We start from the raw sequence: 24,313 nt of genomic DNA, 5'->3' as shown, positions 1-24,313 counted from the left end.
TAACCCAACGAAAAAACCATATCAGATATGAAAAAGTTGACGTTAATATTTTGTGCGGTTATATTCACTTCCGGCATAACTTTTGCACAGCAGAAAAAATCAGTTAAAAAAACAAAAAAAGTAATTGCGAAAGCGGTGCAGGCACCGGAAGCAGTGAAAAGTTCTTTTGATCAGAATTTTGCTGGTGTAGGAACAGCTAAGTGGACTAAGACTAGTGCAGGACATTGGACAGCAAATTTCCAGAAAGAAAATATCAAAACAATTGCAGAGTATGATGGAGATGGCAAATGGGTTGCCACCAGAAGTGAATACGATGCTCAGACATTACCCGGAACTGTAGCTGGTACATTAAAAGCGAAGTATCCGAGTGCCACCATAAAAGATGGCTGGAAAATTGAAAGAGCAGATGTGGCGTCATACTACAAAATAGATATTCAGGATAATGGTGCAGATAAATCAGTGCTGTTGAACGACGCTGGCACTATCACTGAATAATTCAAACACGTATTTCATAGGTATAGGGATAAATAGGACAGACCCTGCTCTTTTGGGCGGGGTTTTTTCATGCATACTACCAGCGATTCCGGAAATAAAAAAAGTCGCGCGCTGAAGCGAACGACTTTATAAAATCTGGTAGAAACTTGTCTGGCATATTTGCACTTCAATGGTGTTTGATATGATGCAAGTATAATTTATGGCTTTACTTACTTATGCCAGCCAGGTTTCTTCCATGGTCAAATCTGATAAGGAAGCTTATGGGAAACGCAAATAGATATTTGCCTATCGCGTTACAAAGTAACAGCTATATTCCTGCTTTCACTTTTCAAATCGGGAAAAGTAATGATCGAAGTGGGAAAATGCGCACAATCTGCTGCCGGAAAGGCATTACAAAAGCGGACTGATACGTTACTATGTCAGCGCAGCAGCAATTCGCAGGGCTTTAACCCGGTATGTTTTTTAAATGCAGTAGAGAAGTGAGAGATACAGGAATAGCCCATCAGCATAGCCACCTCAGAAACCGACATTCCCTTTTCATAGAGCAGCCCCTTGGCTTTCTCCATGCGTTCCTTCTGGAAATAATCGTAAATGGTGGTGCCGTACATGGCTTTAAATCCTTTCTTGAGGTAACATTCATTCATGGCTACCCTGCGAGCCAGATCCCGGATAGTGATCGGTGAATCCAGCTGCTCCAGCAGAATGCTGCGGGCATTTTCTATTTTTTCCCGGTCTTCCAGGTGTGTGAGGAAACGGCATCCGTAACGCTCCTCTGTATCATTTTGCATGAACTGGTCGGAGCTGTACAGCAGCAGATCCAGGGCACGACTTTGCAGGAATATATTTTTCAGAATTCCTTCGTAGTTATGATGTACCATTGTTTCCAGCACTGACTTAGATTTGGTACAGGGCTGTATGGTTTTTACGAAAGGTTTACGCGATTGGTTTTCAAAGAGAGGGAAGGTAGTAGTTCCTTTCTGCAGGGATTGAATAAAAGCTGGTTGAAAACGTACGGTAATCAGATCTACTGAAGGCATCTTGTCTGTACAGGCATCCTTCTTTCCATCCGCACATAACTGATCAGTGCAGGCCGGGTTTTTACAGTATTTACTGCCAGCCACACAGTAACGCAACTCTATGGCAGCAGACTGCCCTCTTTTGGCTGGCTGATAAACAACCATTGCCACATCTTCTACCGGCAGCGGTTTATCGTAGGTAAATCGTTGTAAAGTAAAATCCAGACAGTCAGGTACTGACACACTATCCTGTTCCGCCAGTCGCAGCTGATCACTCATTGCTGGCTGGGGAATTGCTAAAGACAATATTTCCTGTAATTCTTTCACTTTACCTGTTTTTTAATGCCGAGCTGTTATAGAAGTCACAAATTTAGGCATTCATTTTTTAAGCGAACAGGTTTTGACAATACAGTTACAATACACATTAAACCTCCCGCTTTTTTCGTTCCGGCAAAACCGGTATTTTCATGAATTGATTTTCGTTTATCCTTAACAGATGGCTAAAAGCGGATTTAATAAAGGCAGTCTGGTAAAACGCCTCCTGATAACTTCCGGCATACTCCTCTTATTGGTACTGTGCACCGGATGGTATCTTAATGTTCATTGGAATAAGCTGCTGAAACGGGAGCTGCAGGCATATGTGCTGGAAATGTCGGACAGCTTGTACAGCGTAAAGTTCAAAGACCTCCGGTTGAACGTACTTTCCGGCAGTGTGACATTGGAAAATGCCAGTATGTCAGCCGACTCATCCGTCTATAACCGCCTGCTGGCTCACCAGAAAGCCCCTGTAAATTTATATAATATCAGTGTTGATAAACTGGAGCTGAAATACTTTAAACCCTGGAGCTATTTTATAGGGAAAAATCTGAGTATCGGGATCCTAACAGTCACCAATCCCCATATCATACTGGAACAGGATCTCCGGGTAAGGGATACCACCCGGCCCCGAACTGCCTATCAGAACATTTCTCCGCGGATGAAATCTATTTTTGTCGGCAAGCTTGTGTTAGACAGCACTAACTTTAAATACGTTTTTACCCGGCGGGATTCTTCGAGGGTCGTTCATCAGTTCAGTCACCTGCGGGTAAGGATCAAAGATTTCCTGATCGACTCCCTGGCCCTGAACGATCCCACCCGTTTTCTTTATGCGCGCAACTATGAGATCGGGATGAAGGATTATGAGAACAGAACACGCGACAGCCTGTATCTGGTTCATATACGGGGCATCAGGTACGATGCTGCCCAACGGACACTGCACCTGGGGCAGGTGGGCCTGGAACCCCGCTATGATCCTGCAGGATTTCAACAGGCTACCGGTGGCGTTCAGCAGGATCGGTATGAAGTACTATTGAACAATATCAGCCTGCGTAACCTGGATCCCAGGCTGCTACTGCAGGAACAACAGGTTTGGGTGCAGCGGCTCAATATACAGGGCGGTAAGGTCAACATCTACCGGAACCGGATGTTGCCCATGCCACCGGAAAAGGAGCCCTCGCGTTATCCGCAGCAATTATTGCAGCAACTGAAGCTGCCACTGTATGTAGACAGTCTCACCGGCAGCAATGTAACTCTGCAATACACGGAACTGAGCCCGGTCACCGAGCAAACCGGATATGTTACCTTCAGTCATATCCACGCGCTATTCAGAAATATCACCAATATCGATTCCATGGTGGCTGCCAATAATCATATGACCGCTAAGTTTGATGCGGTATTCATGCAAAGTGGCAAGCTCACTGCCTTATTCGATTTCAACCTGACAGATAAAGCCGGGCATTTCGATATAAGCGGGCAGCTCAAAAACATGAACGGAAAAGACCTTAACGTGGTTACCAAAGCAATGGGCAAAGTGGAAATCCGCTCCTGTGACATACAGGATCTGACATTTAATATAAAAGGGGATGAAAAAAAAGCCGCTGCATCTGTGAAAATGCTCTATAATAATCTGAAAATAGCCGTACTGGAGCTGGAAAAAGGGCAAAAGGAATTCAAGCGTAAAGGACTTATGAGCCTAGTTGCTAATGTAATGGTTATCAATGAGTCGAACCCCTTAAAAAACGAAAAACCGCGTACCGCCAATGTTACTTATAACCGCGATCCGCGGAAGTCCTTTTTTAACCTGGTGTGGAAAACTTTGTTTACAGGAGTTAAAAATATTGCTGGTACTGGAAATTTATAGTGGAAAAAATGCCCTGTCCATACCTCATAAAAACAGCCCTTCTTTTGTGGAAATAAGGCTTATTTTTCGTATTTTTGCATGATTGTCTACCGTTTTTATTTCTAATAGATTTTACACCAACATATGAGCGAAGAATTAGTGCAAGCACCCAGCCCCAGCAGTAATGGATATGATGCAGGGAGTATACAGATATTGGAAGGACTTGAAGCTGTACGGAAGCGTCCGGCGATGTATATCGGTGATATTGGCATCAAAGGTCTCCATCACCTGGTTTATGAGGTCGTAGACAACTCCATTGACGAAGCCCTGGCAGGATATTGCAAAAACATCGAGGTGACCATACTGGAGGATAATTCCATCCGGGTATATGATGATGGTCGTGGTATTCCCACAGGTATCATTCCGAAAGAAGGCCGTTCAGCGCTCGAAGTAGTAATGACGGTGCTTCACGCGGGTGGTAAATTTGACAAAAACACCTATAAAGTATCCGGTGGTTTGCACGGGGTAGGTGTGAGTTGCGTGAACGCCCTGAGTACTAAACTGTATGTTACTGTAGAACGTGAAGGAAAAATATTCGAGCAGGAATTCCATCGTGGTGTGCCGCAGTATGCTGTACGGGAAATCGGCAACAGCGACAAAACAGGCACCACTATTCTTTTCAAACCCGATAATGAGATTTTCAAGGAAACCACCTACAACCGTGAGATCCTTGCCAGCCGCTTGCGCGAATTATCTTACCTGAACCGCAAAATCAGCATCACTTTATCCGACGAACGCGAGAAAGATGAAGAAGGAAAGATCTTTTCTGAAACTTTCTACAGCGAAGGCGGTATCAAGGAATTTATCCAGATGCTTGATAAGAGTGGTCGTCGTAACCCGCTGCTGCCGGCTCCCATTTATGTGGAAGCTCATGATCCCGCATCTAATGTGGCAGTGGAAGTAGCGATGGTTTATAATGATGCCTTCAGCGAAAACATCTTCTCCTACGTAAATAATATCAACACCATTGAAGGGGGTACGCATGTAGCCGGCTTCCGTCGTGCTATTACCCGCGTGTTCAAGGCTTATGGTGATAAGAATAAAATGTTTGAGAAATCGAAGGTAGAAGTGACCGGAGATGACTTCCGCGAAGGTCTTAGCGCTATCATCAGCGTGAAAGTACCTGAGCCTCAGTTTGAAGGACAAACCAAAACCAAGCTGGGTAACTCGGATGTGATGGGCGTTGTAGACAGCTCTGTTGCTTCTGTACTGGATGCTTTCCTGGAAGAAAATCCCAAGGAAGCCAAGACGGTGATCAGCAAGGTAGTATTGGCCGCACAGGCGCGTGAAGCTGCCCGGAAGGCCCGCCAGCTGGTACAACGTAAGAGCGTGATGACCGGAAGCGGCCTGCCTGGTAAACTGGCCGACTGCTCCGATAACGATCCTGCAAAATGTGAACTGTACCTGGTAGAGGGTGACTCTGCGGGTGGTACTGCCAAACAGGGTCGTAACCGTAACTTCCAGGCGATCCTGCCGCTGCGTGGTAAGATTCTGAATGTGGAGAAAGCCATGGAGCATAAAATTTATGAAGACAATGAAATCAAAAATATCTTCACTGCCCTGGGCGTAACCATCGGTACTGAAGAAGATGATAAAGCCCTGAACCTCACCAAACTGCGTTATCACAAACTCATCATCATGACGGATGCCGATGTGGACGGAAGCCACATTGCCACCCTCATCCTGACCTTTGTATTCCGTTATATGAAAGCGATGGTAGAGCAGGGTTATGTATACATTGCCCAGCCTCCACTGTACCTGGTGAAGAAAGGAAAGGAACAAATCTATGCCTGGACGGAAGACCAACGCAAAGAAGCCATCACCAGACTGGCCGGCGGCGGTAAAGAAGACAGCGTAACTGTTCAGCGTTATAAAGGTTTGGGTGAAATGAATGCTGAGCAATTGTGGGATACCACCATGAATCCTGAACAGCGTACCCTGAAACAGGTAACCATTGAAAGTGCTGCTGAAGCGGATCGCGTATTCAGCATGCTGATGGGAGACGAAGTACCTCCACGCAGAGCGTTCATTGAGTCGCATGCGAAGTATGCGAAGATTGACGCATAGTAGAGAATTAAGAATATAGAATGAAGAATTAAGAAATAACTCGAAGACCTTAGCGATTAGTAATTATCCGCTAAGGTCTTCGAGTTATTTCTTAATTCTTCATTCTATATTCCTAATTCTTTCTCTAATTCTCTCTCGTCAATATATAATTCGCCAATATCTGATACAGGAAAACACCTATCAGCATAACGGTAACGAATATATTAAAAGGATCGTTTGTAATGAACGCGTAGCCTACGCCCATAATACCGAGGGCAGCAAGACTAAGTGTATACCAGCGAATAATGTTGCGATTCTTTTTACTTTCAGGAATATAAAAACCGGCTGCCGGCAACAACATAATACCGGAACAAATGCTCAGCGCCAACAGTCCCTGCAAATTGGTGATCCAGTAACTGATAGCTGCTGCCAGGGCCACAGAAAGGAGTATCCCTACGATATTAGATACCTGTGTTTGCTCACGGCTGAGTGCATATCTTCCGTAGGGATTCAGTCGCAGGAAGAGATTACTTACCGGCGTGATAAGCCAGGTAGATATCGCCAACAGTGCCAGCAATACATACAGCGGGAAAAATACCTGGTTGGCTATCTGTGTCAGCACAAAGATGGCAATGATAATAATCCATTGCGTACGTGCTTTCTGACGGCCCATGAAAAAGGCATAGTTCAGGAACTGGCGGTAGAGCCAGTATCTTGCTTTCATGGCCTGTACCATACCATGCCGGGCCCAGTCGTTATTGGGATTTATTTTCAGGGATTCTCTGAAGTGTTCCAGCGCCTTGCGATGATTACCGGCTTCGAGCCACTTCCAGCCCAGATTGGCATGGGTGTAGGCATTTTCCGGATTATGTTCCAACGCCTCGTGCAGATCAGAAAACGCTTCTTCTTTTTTCCCGAGGTTAAAAAGGGCATGAGAGCGGAGGTTCAGACAGGCTTCATCTTCCGGATTAACCGCGAGTCCTTCTTCTGCTTTATGCAGTGCACCTTCATAATCTTTCCGGGAAAGTAATATCTGGCTCCACATGGCAAAATAATCCACCCGGTATGGATTAAGTGCCACTGCGGCTTTAATTGCCTGAATAGCCTCCTGGTATTGATTTTTAAGGAATGCTATTCTGGATTGCAGATATAGGAAACGATCATCGTGAGGAGCAAAAGAGAGGGCATCTCCCGCTACCTGCGCGGCTTCCGGGAGTTTGTTTGTTTCCAGGTAACAGATCGCCAGCAGAAACAACCCGTCGGTATCATGGGCATTGGTGCTCAAATGCTGACGGAGTGTCGTAAAAGCGTCTTCAAAACGACCTTGTTGCAATAAAATCTGTGCGCGCTGAATTAATACAGCCATAAACGTTATTTCTTAATATCCAGGTATTTCAGCACATCGTCATAAAGGCCGGTTTCATTGGAATACAGCGCATAGTTACGGGCAGTATTGAACCATTCCCTGGTGGTAGGCCGATGGGTTTTAGCAGCTTTCAGTAACTCTTTCTGGGTGATGGGCTGTGGTGCTCCTTTTTGCAGTGCTTCCAGCAGTTTTTCTTCCACTGCTATATCTACAATTGCCTTCAGATCGGCGCCGGAATAACCAGCCGTAGCCTTGGCGATGGCGCTGAAATTAATATCGCTGATGGGTTTATCGCGCAACTGCAGTTTCAGGATTTCTTCCCGGCCATCAGTTTCAGGAGGCGCTACAAAAATGATCCTGTCGAAACGACCAGGGCGGCGGAATGCCGGATCCAGGCTCCACGGGGCGTTGGTAGCTCCGATGATCAGGATATTTTCGTTGCTTGCCGCAATTCCATCCATCTCAGCAAGGAATTGATTGATGATGTGTGTGGCGCCTGTTTGCCGGAGTGCTGACCGGTTGGCTCCGAGTGCATCCACTTCATCAAAAAACAATACACAGGGCTTGCTTTGCCGGGCCAGTTCAAATAAGCTGTGCAGGTTCTTTTCACTGTTGCCGACCCACATATCCAATACATCATGGATACCTACATTGATGAACTCAGCCTGTATCTGGCCGGCCGTGGCTTTAGCCAGGTAGGTTTTACCACATCCTGGAGGCCCGTAGAGCAATATACCACCACCGGCTTTTTTACCGTAAGCTTTATAAAGATCAGGAAATTGCAGGGGCTTGATAATCTTCAGGTCTATTTCCTGTTTTTCTCTCTCCATACCACCCACATCTGCAAAATTGATTTCAGGTTTCTCCAGCATGAACTGACGCTCTGCCTCTCCGATATCATCATCATCATTATTATCGAAAGATGGTGGAGGCGACTGTTGTACTACTCTGAAAAGCCCATCCAGCGCTTCATCACGAAAACCAGGATTGATCTGTAACAGGTGTTGATATATTTCCTTTGCCTGGGGCATCGACTTTTCCTTAACGAGTATGCGGCAATGCAATAGCAACGCATCAAAATGATCAGGCTCCCGATGCTCCAGCTGTTCAAGCACAACAATGGCTGCTGAGTACTTCTGCTGATGATAGAATGTCCGTGCAAGTCCCAGCTGTGCCGCTGTGTTGGCAGAAGATAATTCCAATACTTTCCTGTATTGCTCTTCCGCGGCAGCGTAATCATAATCCTGAAGCAGCACCTGGGCCAGGTGCAAGCGTAAAGGCACATTTTCCGGCGAAAACTGAACGGCCTCCTGTAACTGTTTAACTACTTCCGATGACATAATGTGCTTGTAATTGAGAACCGTAATAATACACAATTCGTGCGCAAAAAAAGTGTTAATTATGGCAAATCCGGGAACCCTGCGATTATGAAATAACTCCGGTAATATTACCTGGCAAAGCAACAATAAATCCAGCTATCATCTATATAAAATATATTTAATTAATAAAATTTTATATATATTGCAGGTATATTATCCCTATGCCAACGAAACAGAACCAGTATCCTATGTCAATTCAAATGATTGCCAGCTGCTGAAATGCGGCTGGCACTGGTTTTTCCGGCATACCTGACTGTAAACTGACTGCATGATGCAAATGAGATCCTTTTGGGCAATTGCTGCTATGATATGCAGCATAGTCCTGTATTCCTGCAATAAAAATAATGGCCCGGCACCTGCCAGCATATTCTCTTTTAAATTAGGTACCGACTTTTATCATGCCAGTACTCCGGCTGCTTATTTAACTGATACCATATATGATGGAAAGAAAACGCTGGTCATCGATGGCGTGACCAATAATTTTGGTCAGCATATGGAGTTGATGATCACCTTTCCTGATTCTGTACATGCCGGTACTTATACGTCAGGTGTGGAGATGTCGTTGATGGATATACAGCAAAGGCAGACCGGATACATGGGAAATAATATTACGGTAATCGTAACAGACATTAATAGTAAACACGCGGAGGGCATATTCTCCGGTGCATTAATAAATGGTGATATCGAAAAACCTTTAACGGACGGGACTTTTAAAGTCCAAATTTACTAACAGCACTTTTTGATGAATATCAACCGGCCCTGCCTTTAAAGGCGGGGCCTTCTGTTTAAGTGCCCTACAGTCCGTTAAAATTATCACAATTCATTTGTGCTTTACCCTGACTTAACATAGAATCCGTAACTGATTTCCGGTCAGTTGTTAACATTAAGGTTACATTAAGTCAAAAAACTGATGTTTTCTAAACCCCAAAAACGAATAATTGACTTTTTAGCGTCCAGTTTATGCAGTCCTTAACAATTCCGTAATAATCTGTTAACATTCTGGTTGTTTTGGACTAGTTCCTTTGCACCTGTAAATACTTACATCGGTTTATGAAATCATTTTACACGCTATTAATTAGCTTTCTTGTAATTCTATTTTACAACAATGTACAGGCGCAAGTAACCACATCTGTTGTAACGGGTAAAGTTTCTGATCCTGGAGGTCAGGCTATCCCGGGAGTAACTGTAGTAGTAGTCAATAACGCTACCGGTGCTAAAACCGGCGTCCAGACCAACACAGACGGCCGTTATATACTGCCTAACCTGAACCCAGGCGGTCCTTACACTATCACCGTTTCATTTATTGGATATAAAAAAGAAGTAAAGTCAGATGTTAACCTCGGACTTGGAACTACTAACTTTAACTTCAAACTGCAGGAAGAATCTACTGCATTGAGTGAAGTAGTAGTAACTGGTAACACCGGCAGCAAATCAGGTGGTACCAGGGTAGGGCAAGAGCAGATCAAAACGATTCCTTCGTTGAGCCGCAGTCTGCAGGATCTGACCAAGGTTACTCCTCAGAGCAACAATAACTCTTTCCTGGGTACCAACTACCGTTACAACAACGTAACCGTGGATGGTGCTATCAATAACGATGCGATTGGTTTCAGCCCTTCTTTGGGTGGCCAGAGCAACACCAGCGGTCAGCCAGGTAGCAGCACCCGTACTAACCCCGTATCTGTTGATGCGATCCAGGATGTACAGGTATTACTGGCTCCGTTTGATGTTAAGGTGGGTAACTTCCTCGGAGGTAGCGTTAACGCCGTAACCCGCAGTGGTACCAACGAAGTTCACGGTTCTATTTACGGTTTTGGCCGTATTGCTGCCCTGGTTGGTAAAAACAACGCCGGTGATGGTTCCAAACTGCCGAGCGATTTCCACGAATACCAGGCTGGTGTACGAGTTGGCTTCCCTATCATCAAGAACAAACTGTTCTTCTTCACCAACGAAGAAATCACCCGCCGTGTGGATCCTGTGATTCTCGCAGCCGGTTCTGCTGATAATGGTGGTATACTGACTGAAAAAGACGCAGCAGATATCACTGCACTGATGAAATCTTATGGCGTTGATCCGGGAACTGCCGGCAACACCACCATCAATTCTAACTCTACTAAATTTTTCAACCGTTTAGACTGGCACATCAACGACAAACACCAACTGTCGCTCCGCAACAACACTATTGTTTCTGATGCGACCAACCTGGAGCGCGACCAACAGAACTTCCGTTTCAGCGGCATCGACTTCAAACAGGTGAACAACCAGTCTTCTACAGTTGCAGAACTGAAAAGTAACTTCAACAGTACTTTGTCTAACAGCCTGATCCTGGGTTATTCCAACATCCATGACTACAGAGATCCGCTGTCTGATCCGGCTGTACCACAGATCCAGATCAAGGGTAGAACTCCTGGTTCTACCATCTTCCTGGGTACTGACCGTGAAGCAAGTATCTTCAACATGAAGCAGAAAACATTCGAAGTAACCGATAACGTTACCCTGTTCAAAGGTAACCACACTATCACTATCGGTACTCACAACGAATTCTACAATATCACCTATGGTTTCGTTAACTCCTGGAACGGCCGTCTGGATTATGACAGCATTGCTGACTTCCTGAACAACAAACCAGCCCGTGTACGCGGTAACTACAACTATACCGATAACTCACGTGACTATATCTGGAACCATCCTCCGGCACAGTTCAAAGTGAACCTGCTGAGCTTATACGGACAGGATGAAATTCAGCTGACAGACCGCTTCCGTATCACTCCTGGTATCCGTTTCGACTACACTGGTATTCCGAACAAACAGCCTTTGAGCGACAAGACCATCAAAGCTCCGGAAGATCCTAACTACGGTACTACTTACACGTATACCAAACCTAAGGATATCAAAAACGACTTCCTGAACAATGTGCAGATCTCTCCGCGTTTAGGATTCAACTACGATATCAAGGGCGATAACAGTCTGGTATTACGTGGTGGTACAGGTTTATTCACCGGTCGTATTCCGTTCGCATGGTTAGGCTATGCTTACTATAACAACGGTGTTACTTATGGTGCATACGATCAGAAAAAACCAGCTGTAAACACTCCACAGCCTGCAGCAAAACCGTCACCTAATGGTATTGCTGATTTCGCGAAACAGAACGGTGTTAACGTAACTGATCCTTCTACTGCTACACAGGTAGATATGATCGACAATAACTTCAAAATGCCGCAGGTATGGAGAAGTAGCCTGGCACTGGATTATACTACCCGCGATCAGTGGAAATTCACTATCGAAGGTATTTATACTAAAGTGATAAAAGACCTGATGTTCCAACAGGTGAACCTGGTAGATAATCCTACTTACTACGCATATGATGTAAATAAGCAACAGCCTATTTACTCCGGTAAGAAAATCAACCCGCTGTATACAAACGCTTACCTGCTGTCGAACACCGATAAAGGTTACCGTTACAGCATCACCGGTCAGGTATCTAAAGTGTTCCCTTTCGGTCTGAATGCTATGGTGGCTTATACTTACGGACAGGCTAAAGATCTGACCAACGGTATCCGTAACTCTATGGAATCTAACTGGCAGCTGAACCAGGCGCTGAATCCGAACAATCCGGGTCTGGCTTACTCTAACTTCGATGTTCGTCACCGTATCGTTGCTACAGTGGCTTACAAACAAGACTGGGGTTCTAAAGGCAAGTGGGTTTCTAACTTCTCTGTATTCTTCAATACTTCTTCCGGTTTACCATTCACTTACGGTTTCGTGAATACCACTATCCAGGGTACTCCTCAGCAGGTGAGCCTGGCTTACATCCCGAAAGATGTTGCTGAAGCTACTAACTTCTTTACTGATAAAGTTGGCGGACCAACTGCTGCTCAACAGGCTGGCGCTTTCATGGACTATGTGAACAGCGACAAATACCTGAGCGGTCGTAAAGGTAACTTCACTGAACGTAACGGCGGACGCACTCCCTGGAATACACAGGCTGACTTCCGTTTCGCACAGGACTTCAACTTCAAACCAGGTGGTAAGAAGTTACACACCATCACTTTAACTTATGATATCGTGAACCTGACTAACCTGTTGAATAAAAACTGGGGTATTCAGTACTTCTCACCAAACACTTTCAACTCAACTTCGAGTGTTGGTCTGAACCCAACCGGAAAGGTTGTAAACAACTACCCAACCTACAGCTTTACTCAACCAGGTACGCCGTATTCAAAAGACTTCTTCGCATCACGTTATCAGATGCAGCTGGGTCTGAGATACAGCTTCTAATAAAAAGTTGTTCATCTTAATAAAAAAAGAGGTTGTTCCGGATGGAACAACCTCTTTTTTTTGATATATCCAGGGTGTAGTTATTTGATACCAAAGGAAGCTCTTACTTCAGCGCGGATTTTTATTGTTTTGAAGTCGATATCTGAATTAACATCATCATCAGCAGCAGCGTTGCCAGCTTTCATGTAAGCATTTGCCATCAGCGGGCGAACATCCGGGTAATTATCCATTCCTATTTCCTGCACTTCCAGTACGCCATCTATCTTATTACCGATAGCAGCCAGCATATATTCCGCTTTTTCTTTTGCCGCCTGTAATGCTTTGATCTTTACTTCCTTGCGGTATGCTTCGATTTTACTGGAAGAGTAAGAAGCGATGCGGGCGCTCTCAATGCCTTCTGCATCCACTGCACCAAGGATTTCATTGATCTTATCCAACCTGTTTAATTTCAGACGGTATTGTTTGCGTGCCATGAATTCCTGCGGATCTTTCTTTTTACGCCATATTTCGTAGTTGTTGCCATACACATTCTCTATTGTAAAATCGGATTTAGGAATGCCTGCATCCTGAACAGCCTTCTGCAGTTGTTTTTCCAGTGTGCTGATTTCTACTTTATTTTTTCCCTTCAGGTACTCCCGCAGGGAGATATTGAAATAGATTTCGTCGGGTGTGATTTCCACTTCTGCCGATCCGTTTACTTCGATCTTTTTCACGGGCTGCTTAACATCGGTTTGTGCAAATGTGCTCAGGGCGATAAATAAACCTGCTGCTAGTAACATTACCTTTTTCATGTGTTGATGTTTTTCTATTGTTTAAAAAATTAGTTGCTACTTGTTGTTTACGCCTTCATGATGTGTTGACATCAGGTGATTCCACAAAGTGCATTTCCTAAAGTTTTGTTAACGCGGGAATGGCGTATCCACTGCCTGAAATAAGCAGTGAAACGGAGCAGGGGAGAATTATGTTACAATTGAATTTTATTTGCGGCTATCGGTCATTGCCTTGAGGAAATCGTACAGGTCGTTCATGCTACGGATGCGGGAAGCCACCAGCATAAAATTCTTTCCAACCTGTTTCAATTTGGCGTTGTTGGTACGGGTTTGTATATACGTTAATATATGATTGAACGTAGGCGACTCGAAGTAAGGAGAGTCTGGGTTATTTATAAAATAGCAGCGCAGGTTTTCTTCTTTCAGCATCATCTTCTCAAAACCAAGCTGAATAGCCATCCAGCGGCAGCGGATAGTAGTCAGCAGGTCTTTCACCGGATCCGGTAAAGGACCGAAGCGGTCGATCAGGTCGTTGGTAAATAGTTGTAAGCGGCCTTCTTCTGTGATATTATCCAATTCCTGGTAGAGGTTCAGGCGTTCCTGTATGCTTTCGATATAGGTATCAGGAATGAGTATTTCCAGGTCTGTATCGATAGTACAGTCGCTGACAAAATCTTTCTTTTCTTCCAGCTGGTCTTTGAACAGATCGCGGAATTCATTTTGTTTCAGTTCGCGGATTGCTTCATCCAGGATCTTCTGATACATATCGAATCCTATTTCCGCCATAAAGCCGCTTTGTTCTCCTCCAAGCAGGTTACCGGCGCCTCTTATGTCGAGGTCGCGCATCGCAATCTGGAAGCCGCTGCCGAGCTCACTGTGTTGTTCCAGTGTTTGCAGGCGTTTGCGGCTATCGGATGGCAAGGTACTCATGGGCGGTGCCAGCAGGTAACAGAATGCCTTCTTGTTACTGCGGCCTACGCGTCCGCGCAGCTGATGCAGGTCGCTCAGCCCGAAATGATGCGCATTATTGATAATGATCGTATTGGCGTTGGGGATATCCACACCGCTTTCAACGATGTTGGTGCAAACCAATACATCGTACTTACGGTCAATGAAATCCAGTATCACTTCTTCCAGTTGATGCCCTTCGAGCTGGCCATGGGCGGTGGCGATAGACAGATCGGGGCAAAGGCCTTGTATCAGACCGGCCATTTCCTGCAATCCTTTTACCCGGTTGTGGATAAAATACACCTGGCCACCACGCTCGGTTTCGTAATAGATGGCATCGCGGATCAGGTCCTGATTGAATACCTGTACTTCAGTTTCAATCGCCTGCCGGTTAGGCGGAGGCGTATTGATAACAGAAAGATCGCGCGCGCCCATCAATGAAAACTGCAGCGTTCTTGGGATAGGCGTTGCCGTTAGTGTGAGGGTATCTACGTTATGTTTGAATTGCTTCAGTTTTTCTTTAGCGGAAACACCGAATTTTTGTTCTTCATCCACTACCAATACTCCCAGGTCTTTGAACTTCACTTCTTTTCCGAGCAATGCGTGGGTACCGATGATGATATCTATCTTTCCTTCTTCCAGTCGTTTAAGTGTGTCCTTTTTTTCTTTGGAAGATTTAAACCTGTTGAGATAATCTACTGTACAGGGGAAATCTTTCAGGCGGTCTGCGAATGTTTTATAATGCTGGAAAGCCAGGATGGTAGTAGGCACCAGCACGGCAGCCTGTTTTCCATCCACGATAGATTTGAACGCGGCGCGGATAGCTACTTCCGTTTTACCGAAGCCTACGTCGCCACACACGAGCCTGTCCATCGGCGCGGGGGATTCCATATCGCGCTTTACATCAGCGGTAGCTTTACTCTGATCGGGAGTATCTTCATAGAGGAAGGATGCCTCCAGCTCTGTTTGCAGATAAGTATCCGGTGTATGCGCAAAGCCTTGCTGTGCCTTGCGTACGGCATATAACTGGATCAGGTCTTTGGCAATATCCTTCACCTGGGTTTTGGCCTTTTCTTTCAGCTTATCCCAGGCGTCGCTGCCAAGTTTGTTGACTCTCGGCTCTACGCCTTCTTTACCGGTGTATTTGCTGATCTTGTGCAGGGAGTTGATATTTACATACAACAGGTCGTTGTTCTTGTAAATAATACGGATAGCTTCCTGCATTTTACCACCTACTTCTATTTTCTGTAACCCGCTGTATACCCCCACACCATGATCGATATGTGTTACAAAATCGCCTGATTGCAGCTCCCGCAACGTTTTCATGGTAATTGCCTTATTCTTGTTGTAGGCTTGTTTTACCTTGTATTTATGGAAACGCTGGAAGATCTGGTGATCGGTATAACATACCAGCTTCAGTGAATGATCAATGAATCCGTTGCTGATGGCTACCGGTATGGGATAGAATACAAAGTCAGCTTTAAGGTCTTCGAAAATGCTTCGCAGCCGTTCGAGCTGGCGCGGATTATCCGCGAATATAAAAAGTGCGTATTTATTGTTGTTGTGCCGGCTCAGGTCTTTGATAAGCAAATCAAACTGCCGGTTAAACACCGGTTGTTCCTGCGTGTCAAATATAATGGACTGTGGCTGAATGCCGCGGGAAGATAACCAGTCTTTGTTACCAAAAACCACCATCGATCGCTGTAACAGCTGCTCCATCAGGGTTCCTGCCTTTACAAAGTCGTCTTCATTCAGCACCATTTCTTCATCCTCATCTACTCTTACTTTCTGGCCCGACTGCAGAAAATCATCCAACCGCTGTTCGAGCTGTTCTATCACACCTTGTACATAAGCCGGATCTTTGATCCAGACAACAGTATTGGCAGGCATGAATTCCGGCAGGGGAGTTTTAGTATGATCCAATGCGCGGGTATCCATATTGGCAATCAGGGAGATCTGGTTAAGCTTGCGCTCACTCAGCTGAGATTCCGGGTCGAATATGCGGATTGAATCTATATCTTCTCCAAACAACTCAATACGATATGGTTTTTCATTTCCGAATGAGTAGATGTCCAGTATACCTCCTCTTACGGCATACTGACCGGGCTCATACACAAAATCAGTAGCATGAAATCCCCATCCTATCAATTGTTCGAGCAGGGGATCCATCTTCAGTACGTCGCCTACTTTCAGCTGCACCATGTTGGCATTGAAAGCCTTATTCCCTGCCACTTTTTCCCAGAGTGCCTCGGGATAGGTGACCAGGATCTTTTTCCGTACGGTATCTGCAGAGAATTTCATGAGCGCTTCCGTACGCAGCATACTGTGGCTGCTGTTGATCTCATGGAATTGACCTGCCTTCTTAAATGAATCCGGGAAATAGAAAATATCGAGGGCCTGGCTAAGTTGTTCCAGGTCGTTATGAAAATAGGCTGCCTCCTCTTTATCATTCAGAATAAAGAGATGGTTCGCATCTGCATGCGCCCAGGTGCTCACTGCCACAAAACTAATGGCACTTCCGCTAACAGAGGAAAGCTGAAAGTGCTGTGGGGTGGGTGATTCAATCCCTTTCACCAGCGACTGCAGGCGAGCATCACGTTGAAATAATTGTAATACAGCCTGTAAATTCATGAAGAATGCAAAGGTACGAAGTTTTCACAAATCAGCGAGGCGTCAGGAAGGATATTTCCTGCCGGTCTCATGGCAAAAAATATGAATAAAAAAATATCTCCATAGTAAAATGGTAAAATTTCATTAAATTCAATAAGACCAAACTCTACTCCTATGCTGGATGTATGGCATACAGGCATTGTAACAAAGCTAGTGGATGAAACCCACAATACTCGCCGGTTTTGGATACAGATTCCGGACATGGAGCGTTTCGATTTCAAGCCAGGGCAGTTTGTGACCCTGGACCTTCCCATCCACGAAAAAAAGAACAAACGGTGGCGCAGCTATTCAATCGCATCGCATCCCGATGGTACGAATGTAATTGAGCTGGTGATCGTATTGCTGGAAGGTGGCGCCGGCAGTACTTATCTTTTTAATGAGATACGGGAAGGAAGCGAATTACTGCTAAGGGGGCCCCAGGGAGTTTTCGTATTACCGGAACCGTTAGACAAGGAATTATTTCTCATCTGCACCGGCACCGGCATTGCGCCATTCCGGTCGATGGCACATTACATACGCGAACATGCCGTACCTCACGCGCCCATTCATCTGATCTTTGGTTGCCGGTATGAGCGCGACCTGCTTTATGCACAGGAAATGCGTGACCTGGCCGGTACCCTGCCCGGATTTACTTTCATACCTACACTTTCCCGGGAAGAAAACTGGCTCGGGAGAAAAGGATACGTGCATCAGGTATATGAAGAAATGCTCCGCGAAGATAAAAGGCCTGCCAACTTTTTCCTTTGTGGCTGGAAAGCCATGATTGATGAGGCAAAGCAACGTATCCAGGCGATGGGATACGACAGGCATGCGATACATCAGGAGCTGTACGGATAAAGAATTACGAATTAAGAATTACGAATTACGGATAAGAGCGAAGACCTTAGCTATTAATTTGCTAAGGTCTTCGCTCTTATCCGTAATTCGTAATTCTTAATTCGTAATTCTCTCGAGCACCCGCTGTTTCACCTGCGACATCGGAATCCTTTCCTGTTCCATGGTATCGCGGTAGCGGATGGTAACAGTACCGTCTTCTATGGTTTGATGATCTACGGTTACACAGAAAGGAGTACCGATCGCATCCTGACGACGATAGCGCTTACCGATCGCATCTTTCTCCTCATAAAAACAATGGAAGGAGTACTTACAATCATCCATCAGTTGTTTTGCCAGCTCAGGTAGTCCATCTTTTTTGGTAAGCGGGAAGATAGCCAGTTTAATGGGCGCCAGCTTCGCCGGGAAACGCATCACCACGCGACTGTCCTGTTTTTCCGCGGTACTCAGATCTTCTTCTTCGTAGGCGTTACAAACCGTCAGCAGGAACATACGATCAAGCCCGATGGACGTTTCGATGACGTAGGGTACGTAGTTCTGATTGATTTCTGTATCGAAGTACTGGATCTTTTTACGGCTGTATTCCTGGTGTTGTTTCAGATCGAAATCGGTGCGGGAATGTATACCTTCCACTTCTCTGAAACCAAATGGGAATTCGTATTCGATATCCACCGCCGCATCAGCATAGTGGGCTAATTTCACGTGATCCTTGAAATGGTATTTTGCCGGATCAATGCCGAGGCTCAGGTGCCACTGCATACGTTCTTCCTTCCATTTTTCGTACCACTCCTGCTGTGTGCCAGGGCGTACAAAAAATTGCATTTCCATTTGTTCGAACTCGCGCATACGGAAGATAAACTGGCGGGCAACGATTTCATTTCTGAAAGCTTTACCAATCTGTGCGATACCGAAAGGCACTTTCATCCTGCCGGTTTTCTGTACGTTCAGGAAGTTCACGAAGATACCCTGAGCTGTTTCCGGGCGCAGGTAAATTTCGTTGGCTTCATCAGTTACACTACCCAGCTGAGTGGAGAACATCAGGTTAAACTGACGAATATCTGTCCAGTTGGCTGTGCCGCTGACAGCACATTTGATCTTGTTATCTTCAATCAGGGTTTTAAGCCCTGCGAAATCATTTTCCTTGAGGAGTTCGTCCATCTGGGCCAGGAGGGCAGCTCCGGCTTCGGACGACAATGTTTCGGCGTGTCCTTCAATCAGGTGATCTACACGATAGCGTTTCTTGCTATCCTTGTTATCGATCATCGGGTCGCTGAAATTATCCACGTGCCCGGATGCTTTCCAGGTAGTAGGGTGCATGAAGATGGCAGCATCGATCCCCACGATATTTTCATGGAGCTGGGTCATGCTCTTCCACCAGTAATCCTTGATATTTTTTTTCAGTTCTGATCCGTACTGGCCATAGTCATATACAGCGCTTAAACCATCGTATATTTCACTGGACGGAAAAACAAAACCATATTCTTTACAATGCGATATAATCGCCTGGAATTTATTCTGATCTGTAGACATAGTGGCGCAAAGATAAAAGGCTATTTCGAAAATACGTATGCGATTATTTAATAAACTATAAATATTTGACTACCCTTCCTCAACCGGTTCCGAAGTATGCGGTATTTCCACCTGTTTGATCCACACGGCATAGTCGTTGGGGTAGATCCTGGAACCGAAATACTGGACATAGTTCCGGGTAAAAACAGCACCAAAATAAAGGATTGCGGCCGAGTAATACACCCATAGCAGGATGATCACGATAGAGCCGGCGGCTCCGTAGGTAGAGGTTACTTTGCTGGCGCCCAGGTAGTATCCGATGGCAAATTTTCCTATCATAAAAAGGATGGCAGTGGCAACTGCGCCTACCCTGACATCTTTCCACTTGATCCGGGCATCTGGCAATACCTTAAATATGATGGCAAAGAGGGTGGCGATCACAATAAACGGCACTATAAAATCGGCCAGGGAAAAGAGTATGCCGGAAGTGACCTTACCGGGCAACAGTTTTACCACCAGCACAGAAAAAAGTTCCACCAGACCGTTGATTGCCAGGGAAACCAGCAATATAAATCCCAGGCTTACCACCAGGGAGAAAGAAAGCAGTCTGTTCAACAACATTCTCAGCAAACCATTCTTTTTAGGCTTGGATTTCAGTCGCCATATATAGTTGATAGAATCCTGAATCTCAGCAAATACCCCGGTAGCACCTATTATCAATGTGCCGAAACCTATGATGGTAGCCCAGCTCATGTCTCCGGAGAGAGAGGCATTTTTTATCATGGCCTGGATCTGGGAGGCGGCATCGCTGCCTACCAGGCCCTGGATCTGGCCGTAGATATTACCTTCTATCGCATCTTTCCCCAGGAACAGATCGCAGAGGAAGATAATGATGATCAGCATGGGAGCCACTGAAAAGATGGTGTAGTAGGCCAGGGCAGCACTGAGCTTCAGCACCTTATCGTCCATAAAGTCGCTACCGGATTGCTTCAGCACATGCCAGAATATTCTAAGTTTGCCTTTTCCCGCCATTAGGGTATTGTTTTGACCGGCCTGTGAGGCCGGTATCTCAGGATTTTAATTTAGGATTATTATGATGACGTTGAGCATCACGTATATTTTTCTTTTCGAAGTTCTTTTCCAGGGCTACTGTCATGTCAATACCGGTTTGATTGGCAAGACAGAGCAGTACCCACATCACATCGGCCAGCTCGTCGGCCAGCAGCATTTTGTTATCGCTTTCCTTCGATGACTGGTCGCCATATTTGCGGGCCATAATACGCGCCACTTCTCCGACTTCTTCCGTAAGTATGGCCATATTGGTGAGTTCACTAAAATAGCGTACACCAGTGGTATTGATCCAGTTATCGATTTTTTCCTGTGCTTCCTGGATGGTCATGGGTTATTTTTTGATTTAAAGATAATTATTCCCGGTTATGTGAATCAATAATTATGGTAACGGGGCCATCGTTCACCAGTGCCACCTTCATATCTGCACCGAAAATTCCCCGCTGGATGGTGGTATCCAAATCCTGTTCCAGTTGATGGATCATTTTTTCGTATAGAGGGATCGCTGTATCGGGTTTACTGGCACGGATATACGAAGGCCGGTTTCCTTTTTTGGTAGATGCGTGGAGCGTAAACTGGCTTACCAACAGAACGTCGCCATGTACATCTTTCACGGACAGATTCATGACACCTGCGTCATCGTTGAAGATCCGGAGCTGAACAATCTTGGCACTCAGCCAATGGATATCTTCAGCAGTGTCGGCATCTTCAATACCCAACAGTACCAGCAGTCCCTGCCCGATCTGGCCGGTCACCGCTCCATCTACTGTTACGGATGCAGCACTCACCCTTTGTATAACTACCCTCATAATTCCTCTTTTAAGAAACGGGAAATTAATTGAAATGGTTTGATTACTGATCTACCCCGTGGAAAAGTGTTTTAAAACCGGCATTTTCGAAGCATTTTAAATAACTTGCAGTTTTAAACACTCTTATATTTAAATTATTTTTAAAATGAAAATTGATGTGACCCCTGAAATCACATTCCGTACAGCACGCAGTGGCGGTAGTGGCGGGCAAAATGTGAATAAGGTGGAAACGATGGTAGAAGGGTATTTCCACATCATGACTTCTGCCCTGTTAACCCCGGAACAAAAAACTGTTTTAATGGAGAAGCTGGCTAACCGTATCAATGCGGAAGGCCTGTTGCAGGTAAAATCGCAGACGGAGCGTACCCAGCTTGGTAACAAGCAGGAAGTGATCGTTAAAATGAACGACCTTATCAGTAAAGCACTGATACCCCGCAAGAAGAGAGTACCTACCCGGCCATCGAAAGCAGCCAAAGAAAAAAGGCTGACGTCTAAGAAGCGGCAGTCTGAAAAGAAGCAGCAGCGCAGAAACGGAGATTATGAATAATTGGTAGTCCGTAATTCGTAATTTGCGCCAAAATAATTGGGAATTGAGTATAAAGAACCTGGCAGGACAAACGATATTTTACGGGTTAAGTAATATAGTGAGCAAGCTGCTCAATTATTTTCTTACCCCATTTTATCTGACTATCTTATCCCGTGCCTCATTCGGGGAAATGTCGAATGTGTATGCCTATATCCCATTTGCCAATATTGTGCTGACTTACGGAATGGAAACCGCGTTTTTCCGTTTCGCCAAAAAAGAGAACAAAGCGCATGTACTGGGTACTTCCACTATTTCCCTGATTCTTTCAACGATCAGCATCACCCTGTTGATGCTGATGCTCAGATCGCCGGTGATCAACTCATACGCAGGCGAGCTGGCTGGGCTGGCGGGGCATCCCGCTTATTATACGTATGTGGTGTTGCTGATGGCTTTTGACGCACTGACGGCCATTCCCTTTGCCCAGCTCCGACTGGAAGGCAGGCCGATGAAATATGCAGCCATTCGTATAGCCGGGATCGTGACTACTATCTTCTTCAACATATTTTTCCTGGTCATCTGCCCGAAACTGTATGCTTCCGGCCATCACTGGCTGCCGGATGTCAGCAGCGGAAGCGAGCAGACGGGTTACATTTACCTGAGTAACATGCTGGGCAGTGCAATCACCCTGGTGCTTTTCCTGCCTCAGATCAGCAAAATAGAATGGAAGTTCAATTCCGGCCTGTGGAAACAGATGATGCACTACGCCCTCCCACTGATCATTGTGGGGATGGCTGGCATGGTGAACGAAACTTTCGACAGGGCCTGGTTCCTGCCGCAGTTTCTTCCAGGGGATGACATGGAAGCCAAAAAGGAGATCATTGCGCTCTATAGTGCCAACTATAAACTGGCGATCCTGATCACTATGTTCATACAAGCGTTCAGGTTAGGTGCGGAACCTTATTTTTTCAAGCAGGCGGAAAGCGGGGATCCCCGGAAGATATACGCCAGGATCATGAAGCTGTTTGTAATCATGCTATGCTTCATGTTCCTTTTCGTTAGTCTTTACCTGAATATATGGAAAGCTTTCCTCCGGACTCCCTTCTATTATCAGGGCATGCGGATAGTACCGGTTTTACTGCTGGCCAATATGTTCCTGGGTATCTATTACAACCTGACGATCTGGTTCAAGCTCACCGACCGGACCAAAACCGGCGCGGTGATCACGCTCATCACTGCAGTACTCGCCTTCCTGCTCAATTACTGGTGGATACCTGTAATGGGGTATTATGGGGCTGCGTTAGCCACCATGGTGTGTTATTTCGTACAGATGATCATCTGTTATCTGCTGGGGCAGAAGTATTACCCGATCCCTTACCATCTTCCTAAACTCATTACCTATGTGGGATTGGCAATAATGGTATACTATGTGTTCAACTGGCTGAATTCCAGGCTGCTATCACCTGATAATATTTATGCCCTCCGGCCACTGTCGCTCTTAGTAGCTACCTTCTTCTTTTTCGCGTATGGCTGGTTCATTTTCCGGATGGAAAAGCGCGAATTTGCCAAATTACCGGTAATTGGCCGGTTTATAAAGCGGTAATTTATATAGAGAGATATTCAAAACTGTTGCAGCAGATAATACAGGCCCGGCAAGCTGTATCATCTGCTGCAATAGTTATATCCTATTCTTCCTGCAGGAAGGGGTTATGTCTTTTTTCGAACCCGATACTGGTAGCAGGGCCATGGCCGGGGAATACCCGCACCTCGTCCGGCAATACGAATAGCTGTTCCCGTATGCTTTTCAGCAGGGTATGGTGATTGCCTCCGGGAAGATCGGTACGCCCGATACTCTGGAAAAACAGGGCATCGCCGCCCACTACAAACTGCTGGCCGGGACAATAGAAAGACACGCTCCCTGGCGAGTGACCGGGAGTAAACAGTACAATCAGTTCATCCGAACCAAAGGGGATCTTTTCTCCCTCCTGCAGGTATCTGCCGGCAACCGGAGAGGGTTCGAAGGGAATATTATACATGGCGCCCACCTGTTGCGAACTGTCCAGTACCGGCTGTTCCAGCTCATGATATTCGGGGCGGAGTTTATACGTGTCCGATATTAGCTTGTTTCCGAAGATATGATCAAAGTGGCAGTGGGTATTCAATAATCTTATAACATTTAGCCCGTGCGTTTGTATATATTGTAATAATTCTTTTCTTTCGTCTTGAAAATAACATCCTGGGTCTATAATTATACACTCCTTTTTCCCGTTAATAAGCAGGATAGTGTTTTCTTGTAAAGGACCAAAAGTGAATTGTTGTATTTCAATCATTGCAACCCGATTTTTTAGGTTAATTTTAAAACTGATTACAATATTATCAATACTTTC

General features: G+C 45.5%; 17 protein-coding genes and 1 pseudogene. 8 read left to right on the top strand and 10 right to left on the bottom strand.

Going from position 1 to position 24,313, the window contains the following annotated elements; genetic code table 11:
• Positions 1-27 precede the first annotated feature (27 nt).
• Positions 28-495 (top strand): PepSY-like domain-containing protein, encoded by a 468-nt coding sequence (locus UNH61_RS31340; protein ID WP_326995973.1) that lies wholly within the window; start codon positions 28-30, stop codon positions 493-495.
• Between the two features lie 419 nt (positions 496-914).
• Here UNH61_RS31340 and UNH61_RS31335 read toward each other — a convergent pair whose 3' ends face one another.
• On the bottom strand, positions 915-1,838 hold the full coding sequence (locus UNH61_RS31335) for an AraC family transcriptional regulator (RefSeq protein WP_326995972.1): 924 nt from the start codon (positions 1,836-1,838) through the stop codon (positions 915-917).
• 169 nt (positions 1,839-2,007) lie between these two features.
• On the opposite strand from UNH61_RS31335, the gene UNH61_RS31330 reads away from it, so the two are divergent.
• Both UNH61_RS31330 and gyrB read left to right on the top strand, forming a co-directional pair.
• Positions 2,008-3,690 (top strand): hypothetical protein, encoded by a 1,683-nt coding sequence (locus UNH61_RS31330; RefSeq protein ID WP_326995971.1) that lies wholly within the window; start codon positions 2,008-2,010, stop codon positions 3,688-3,690.
• A gap of 123 nt (positions 3,691-3,813) precedes the next feature.
• Positions 3,814-5,796, top strand: coding sequence for a DNA topoisomerase (ATP-hydrolyzing) subunit B (gyrB, locus tag UNH61_RS31325; RefSeq protein ID WP_326995970.1), 1,983 nt, complete (start codon positions 3,814-3,816; stop codon positions 5,794-5,796).
• A 124-nt stretch (positions 5,797-5,920) separates the two neighbouring features.
• Here the strand turns inward: gyrB and UNH61_RS31320 are convergent, their stop codons facing one another.
• Positions 5,921-7,141 (bottom strand): tetratricopeptide repeat protein, encoded by a 1,221-nt coding sequence (locus UNH61_RS31320; protein WP_326995969.1) that lies wholly within the window; start codon positions 7,139-7,141, stop codon positions 5,921-5,923.
• Positions 7,142-7,146: 5 nt separating this feature from the next.
• Positions 7,147-8,481: an AAA family ATPase gene (locus UNH61_RS31315; RefSeq protein ID WP_326995968.1), complete on the bottom strand. Its 1,335-nt coding sequence runs from the start codon at positions 8,479-8,481 to the stop codon at positions 7,147-7,149.
• 307 nt (positions 8,482-8,788) lie between these two features.
• Between UNH61_RS31315 and UNH61_RS31310 the strand changes: the two genes are divergently transcribed.
• Positions 8,789-9,250 (top strand): hypothetical protein, encoded by a 462-nt coding sequence (locus tag UNH61_RS31310; RefSeq protein ID WP_326995967.1) that lies wholly within the window; start codon positions 8,789-8,791, stop codon positions 9,248-9,250.
• 320 nt (positions 9,251-9,570) lie between these two features.
• Complete coding sequence (locus UNH61_RS31305; RefSeq protein ID WP_326995966.1) at positions 9,571-12,795, top strand: carboxypeptidase regulatory-like domain-containing protein; 3,225 nt, start codon at positions 9,571-9,573, stop codon at positions 12,793-12,795.
• Positions 12,796-12,875: 80 nt separating this feature from the next.
• On the opposite strand, the gene UNH61_RS31300 is transcribed toward UNH61_RS31305, so the two are convergent.
• Both UNH61_RS31300 and mfd read right to left on the bottom strand, forming a co-directional pair.
• Entirely contained in the window at positions 12,876-13,586 is a 711-nt protein-coding gene (locus tag UNH61_RS31300) for an SIMPL domain-containing protein (RefSeq protein WP_326995965.1), read from the bottom strand.
• A 186-nt stretch (positions 13,587-13,772) separates the two neighbouring features.
• Entirely contained in the window at positions 13,773-17,144 is a 3,372-nt protein-coding gene (gene mfd / locus UNH61_RS31295) for a transcription-repair coupling factor (protein ID WP_326995964.1), read from the bottom strand.
• 153 nt (positions 17,145-17,297) lie between these two features.
• Between mfd and UNH61_RS31290 the strand changes: the two genes are divergently transcribed.
• Positions 17,298-18,020, top strand: coding sequence for an FAD-binding oxidoreductase (locus tag UNH61_RS31290; RefSeq protein WP_326995963.1), 723 nt, complete (start codon positions 17,298-17,300; stop codon positions 18,018-18,020).
• A gap of 96 nt (positions 18,021-18,116) precedes the next feature.
• Here UNH61_RS31290 and UNH61_RS31285 read toward each other — a convergent pair whose 3' ends face one another.
• The 4 genes from UNH61_RS31285 to dtd all read right to left on the bottom strand — a co-directional run bounded on the left by UNH61_RS31285 (position 18,117) and on the right by dtd (position 21,403).
• Complete coding sequence (locus UNH61_RS31285; RefSeq protein ID WP_326995962.1) at positions 18,117-19,547, bottom strand: glycine--tRNA ligase; 1,431 nt, start codon at positions 19,545-19,547, stop codon at positions 18,117-18,119.
• A 69-nt stretch (positions 19,548-19,616) separates the two neighbouring features.
• The gene (locus UNH61_RS31280; RefSeq protein WP_326995961.1) at positions 19,617-20,558 is read right to left on the bottom strand and encodes a YihY/virulence factor BrkB family protein; all 942 of its coding nucleotides are present in this window, start codon (positions 20,556-20,558) and stop codon (positions 19,617-19,619) included.
• Between the two features lie 37 nt (positions 20,559-20,595).
• Positions 20,596-20,925: a nucleotide pyrophosphohydrolase gene (locus UNH61_RS31275; protein WP_326995960.1), complete on the bottom strand. Its 330-nt coding sequence runs from the start codon at positions 20,923-20,925 to the stop codon at positions 20,596-20,598.
• Between the two features lie 25 nt (positions 20,926-20,950).
• Positions 20,951-21,403 (bottom strand): D-aminoacyl-tRNA deacylase, encoded by a 453-nt coding sequence (gene dtd / locus UNH61_RS31270; protein ID WP_326995959.1) that lies wholly within the window; start codon positions 21,401-21,403, stop codon positions 20,951-20,953.
• A 145-nt stretch (positions 21,404-21,548) separates the two neighbouring features.
• Between dtd and arfB the strand changes: the two are divergent.
• Positions 21,549-21,950 (top strand): annotated as a pseudogene (gene arfB, locus UNH61_RS31265) (alternative ribosome rescue aminoacyl-tRNA hydrolase ArfB); the annotation flags it as partial.
• A gap of 43 nt (positions 21,951-21,993) precedes the next feature.
• Positions 21,994-23,529, top strand: coding sequence for a polysaccharide biosynthesis C-terminal domain-containing protein (locus UNH61_RS31260; protein WP_326995958.1), 1,536 nt, complete (start codon positions 21,994-21,996; stop codon positions 23,527-23,529).
• Between the two features lie 82 nt (positions 23,530-23,611).
• Here the strand turns inward: UNH61_RS31260 and UNH61_RS31255 are convergent, their stop codons facing one another.
• Positions 23,612-24,256, bottom strand: a complete 645-nt coding sequence (locus UNH61_RS31255; protein ID WP_326995957.1) for an MBL fold metallo-hydrolase — start codon at positions 24,254-24,256, stop codon at positions 23,612-23,614.
• Between the last annotated feature and the right edge of the window lie 57 nt (positions 24,257-24,313).

Origin of the sequence: Chitinophaga sp. 180180018-3 (assembly GCF_037893185.1) — a bacterium.
GTDB lineage: Bacteria > Bacteroidota > Bacteroidia > Chitinophagales > Chitinophagaceae > Chitinophaga.
This window is presented reverse-complemented; position numbering and strand designations above follow the sequence as displayed.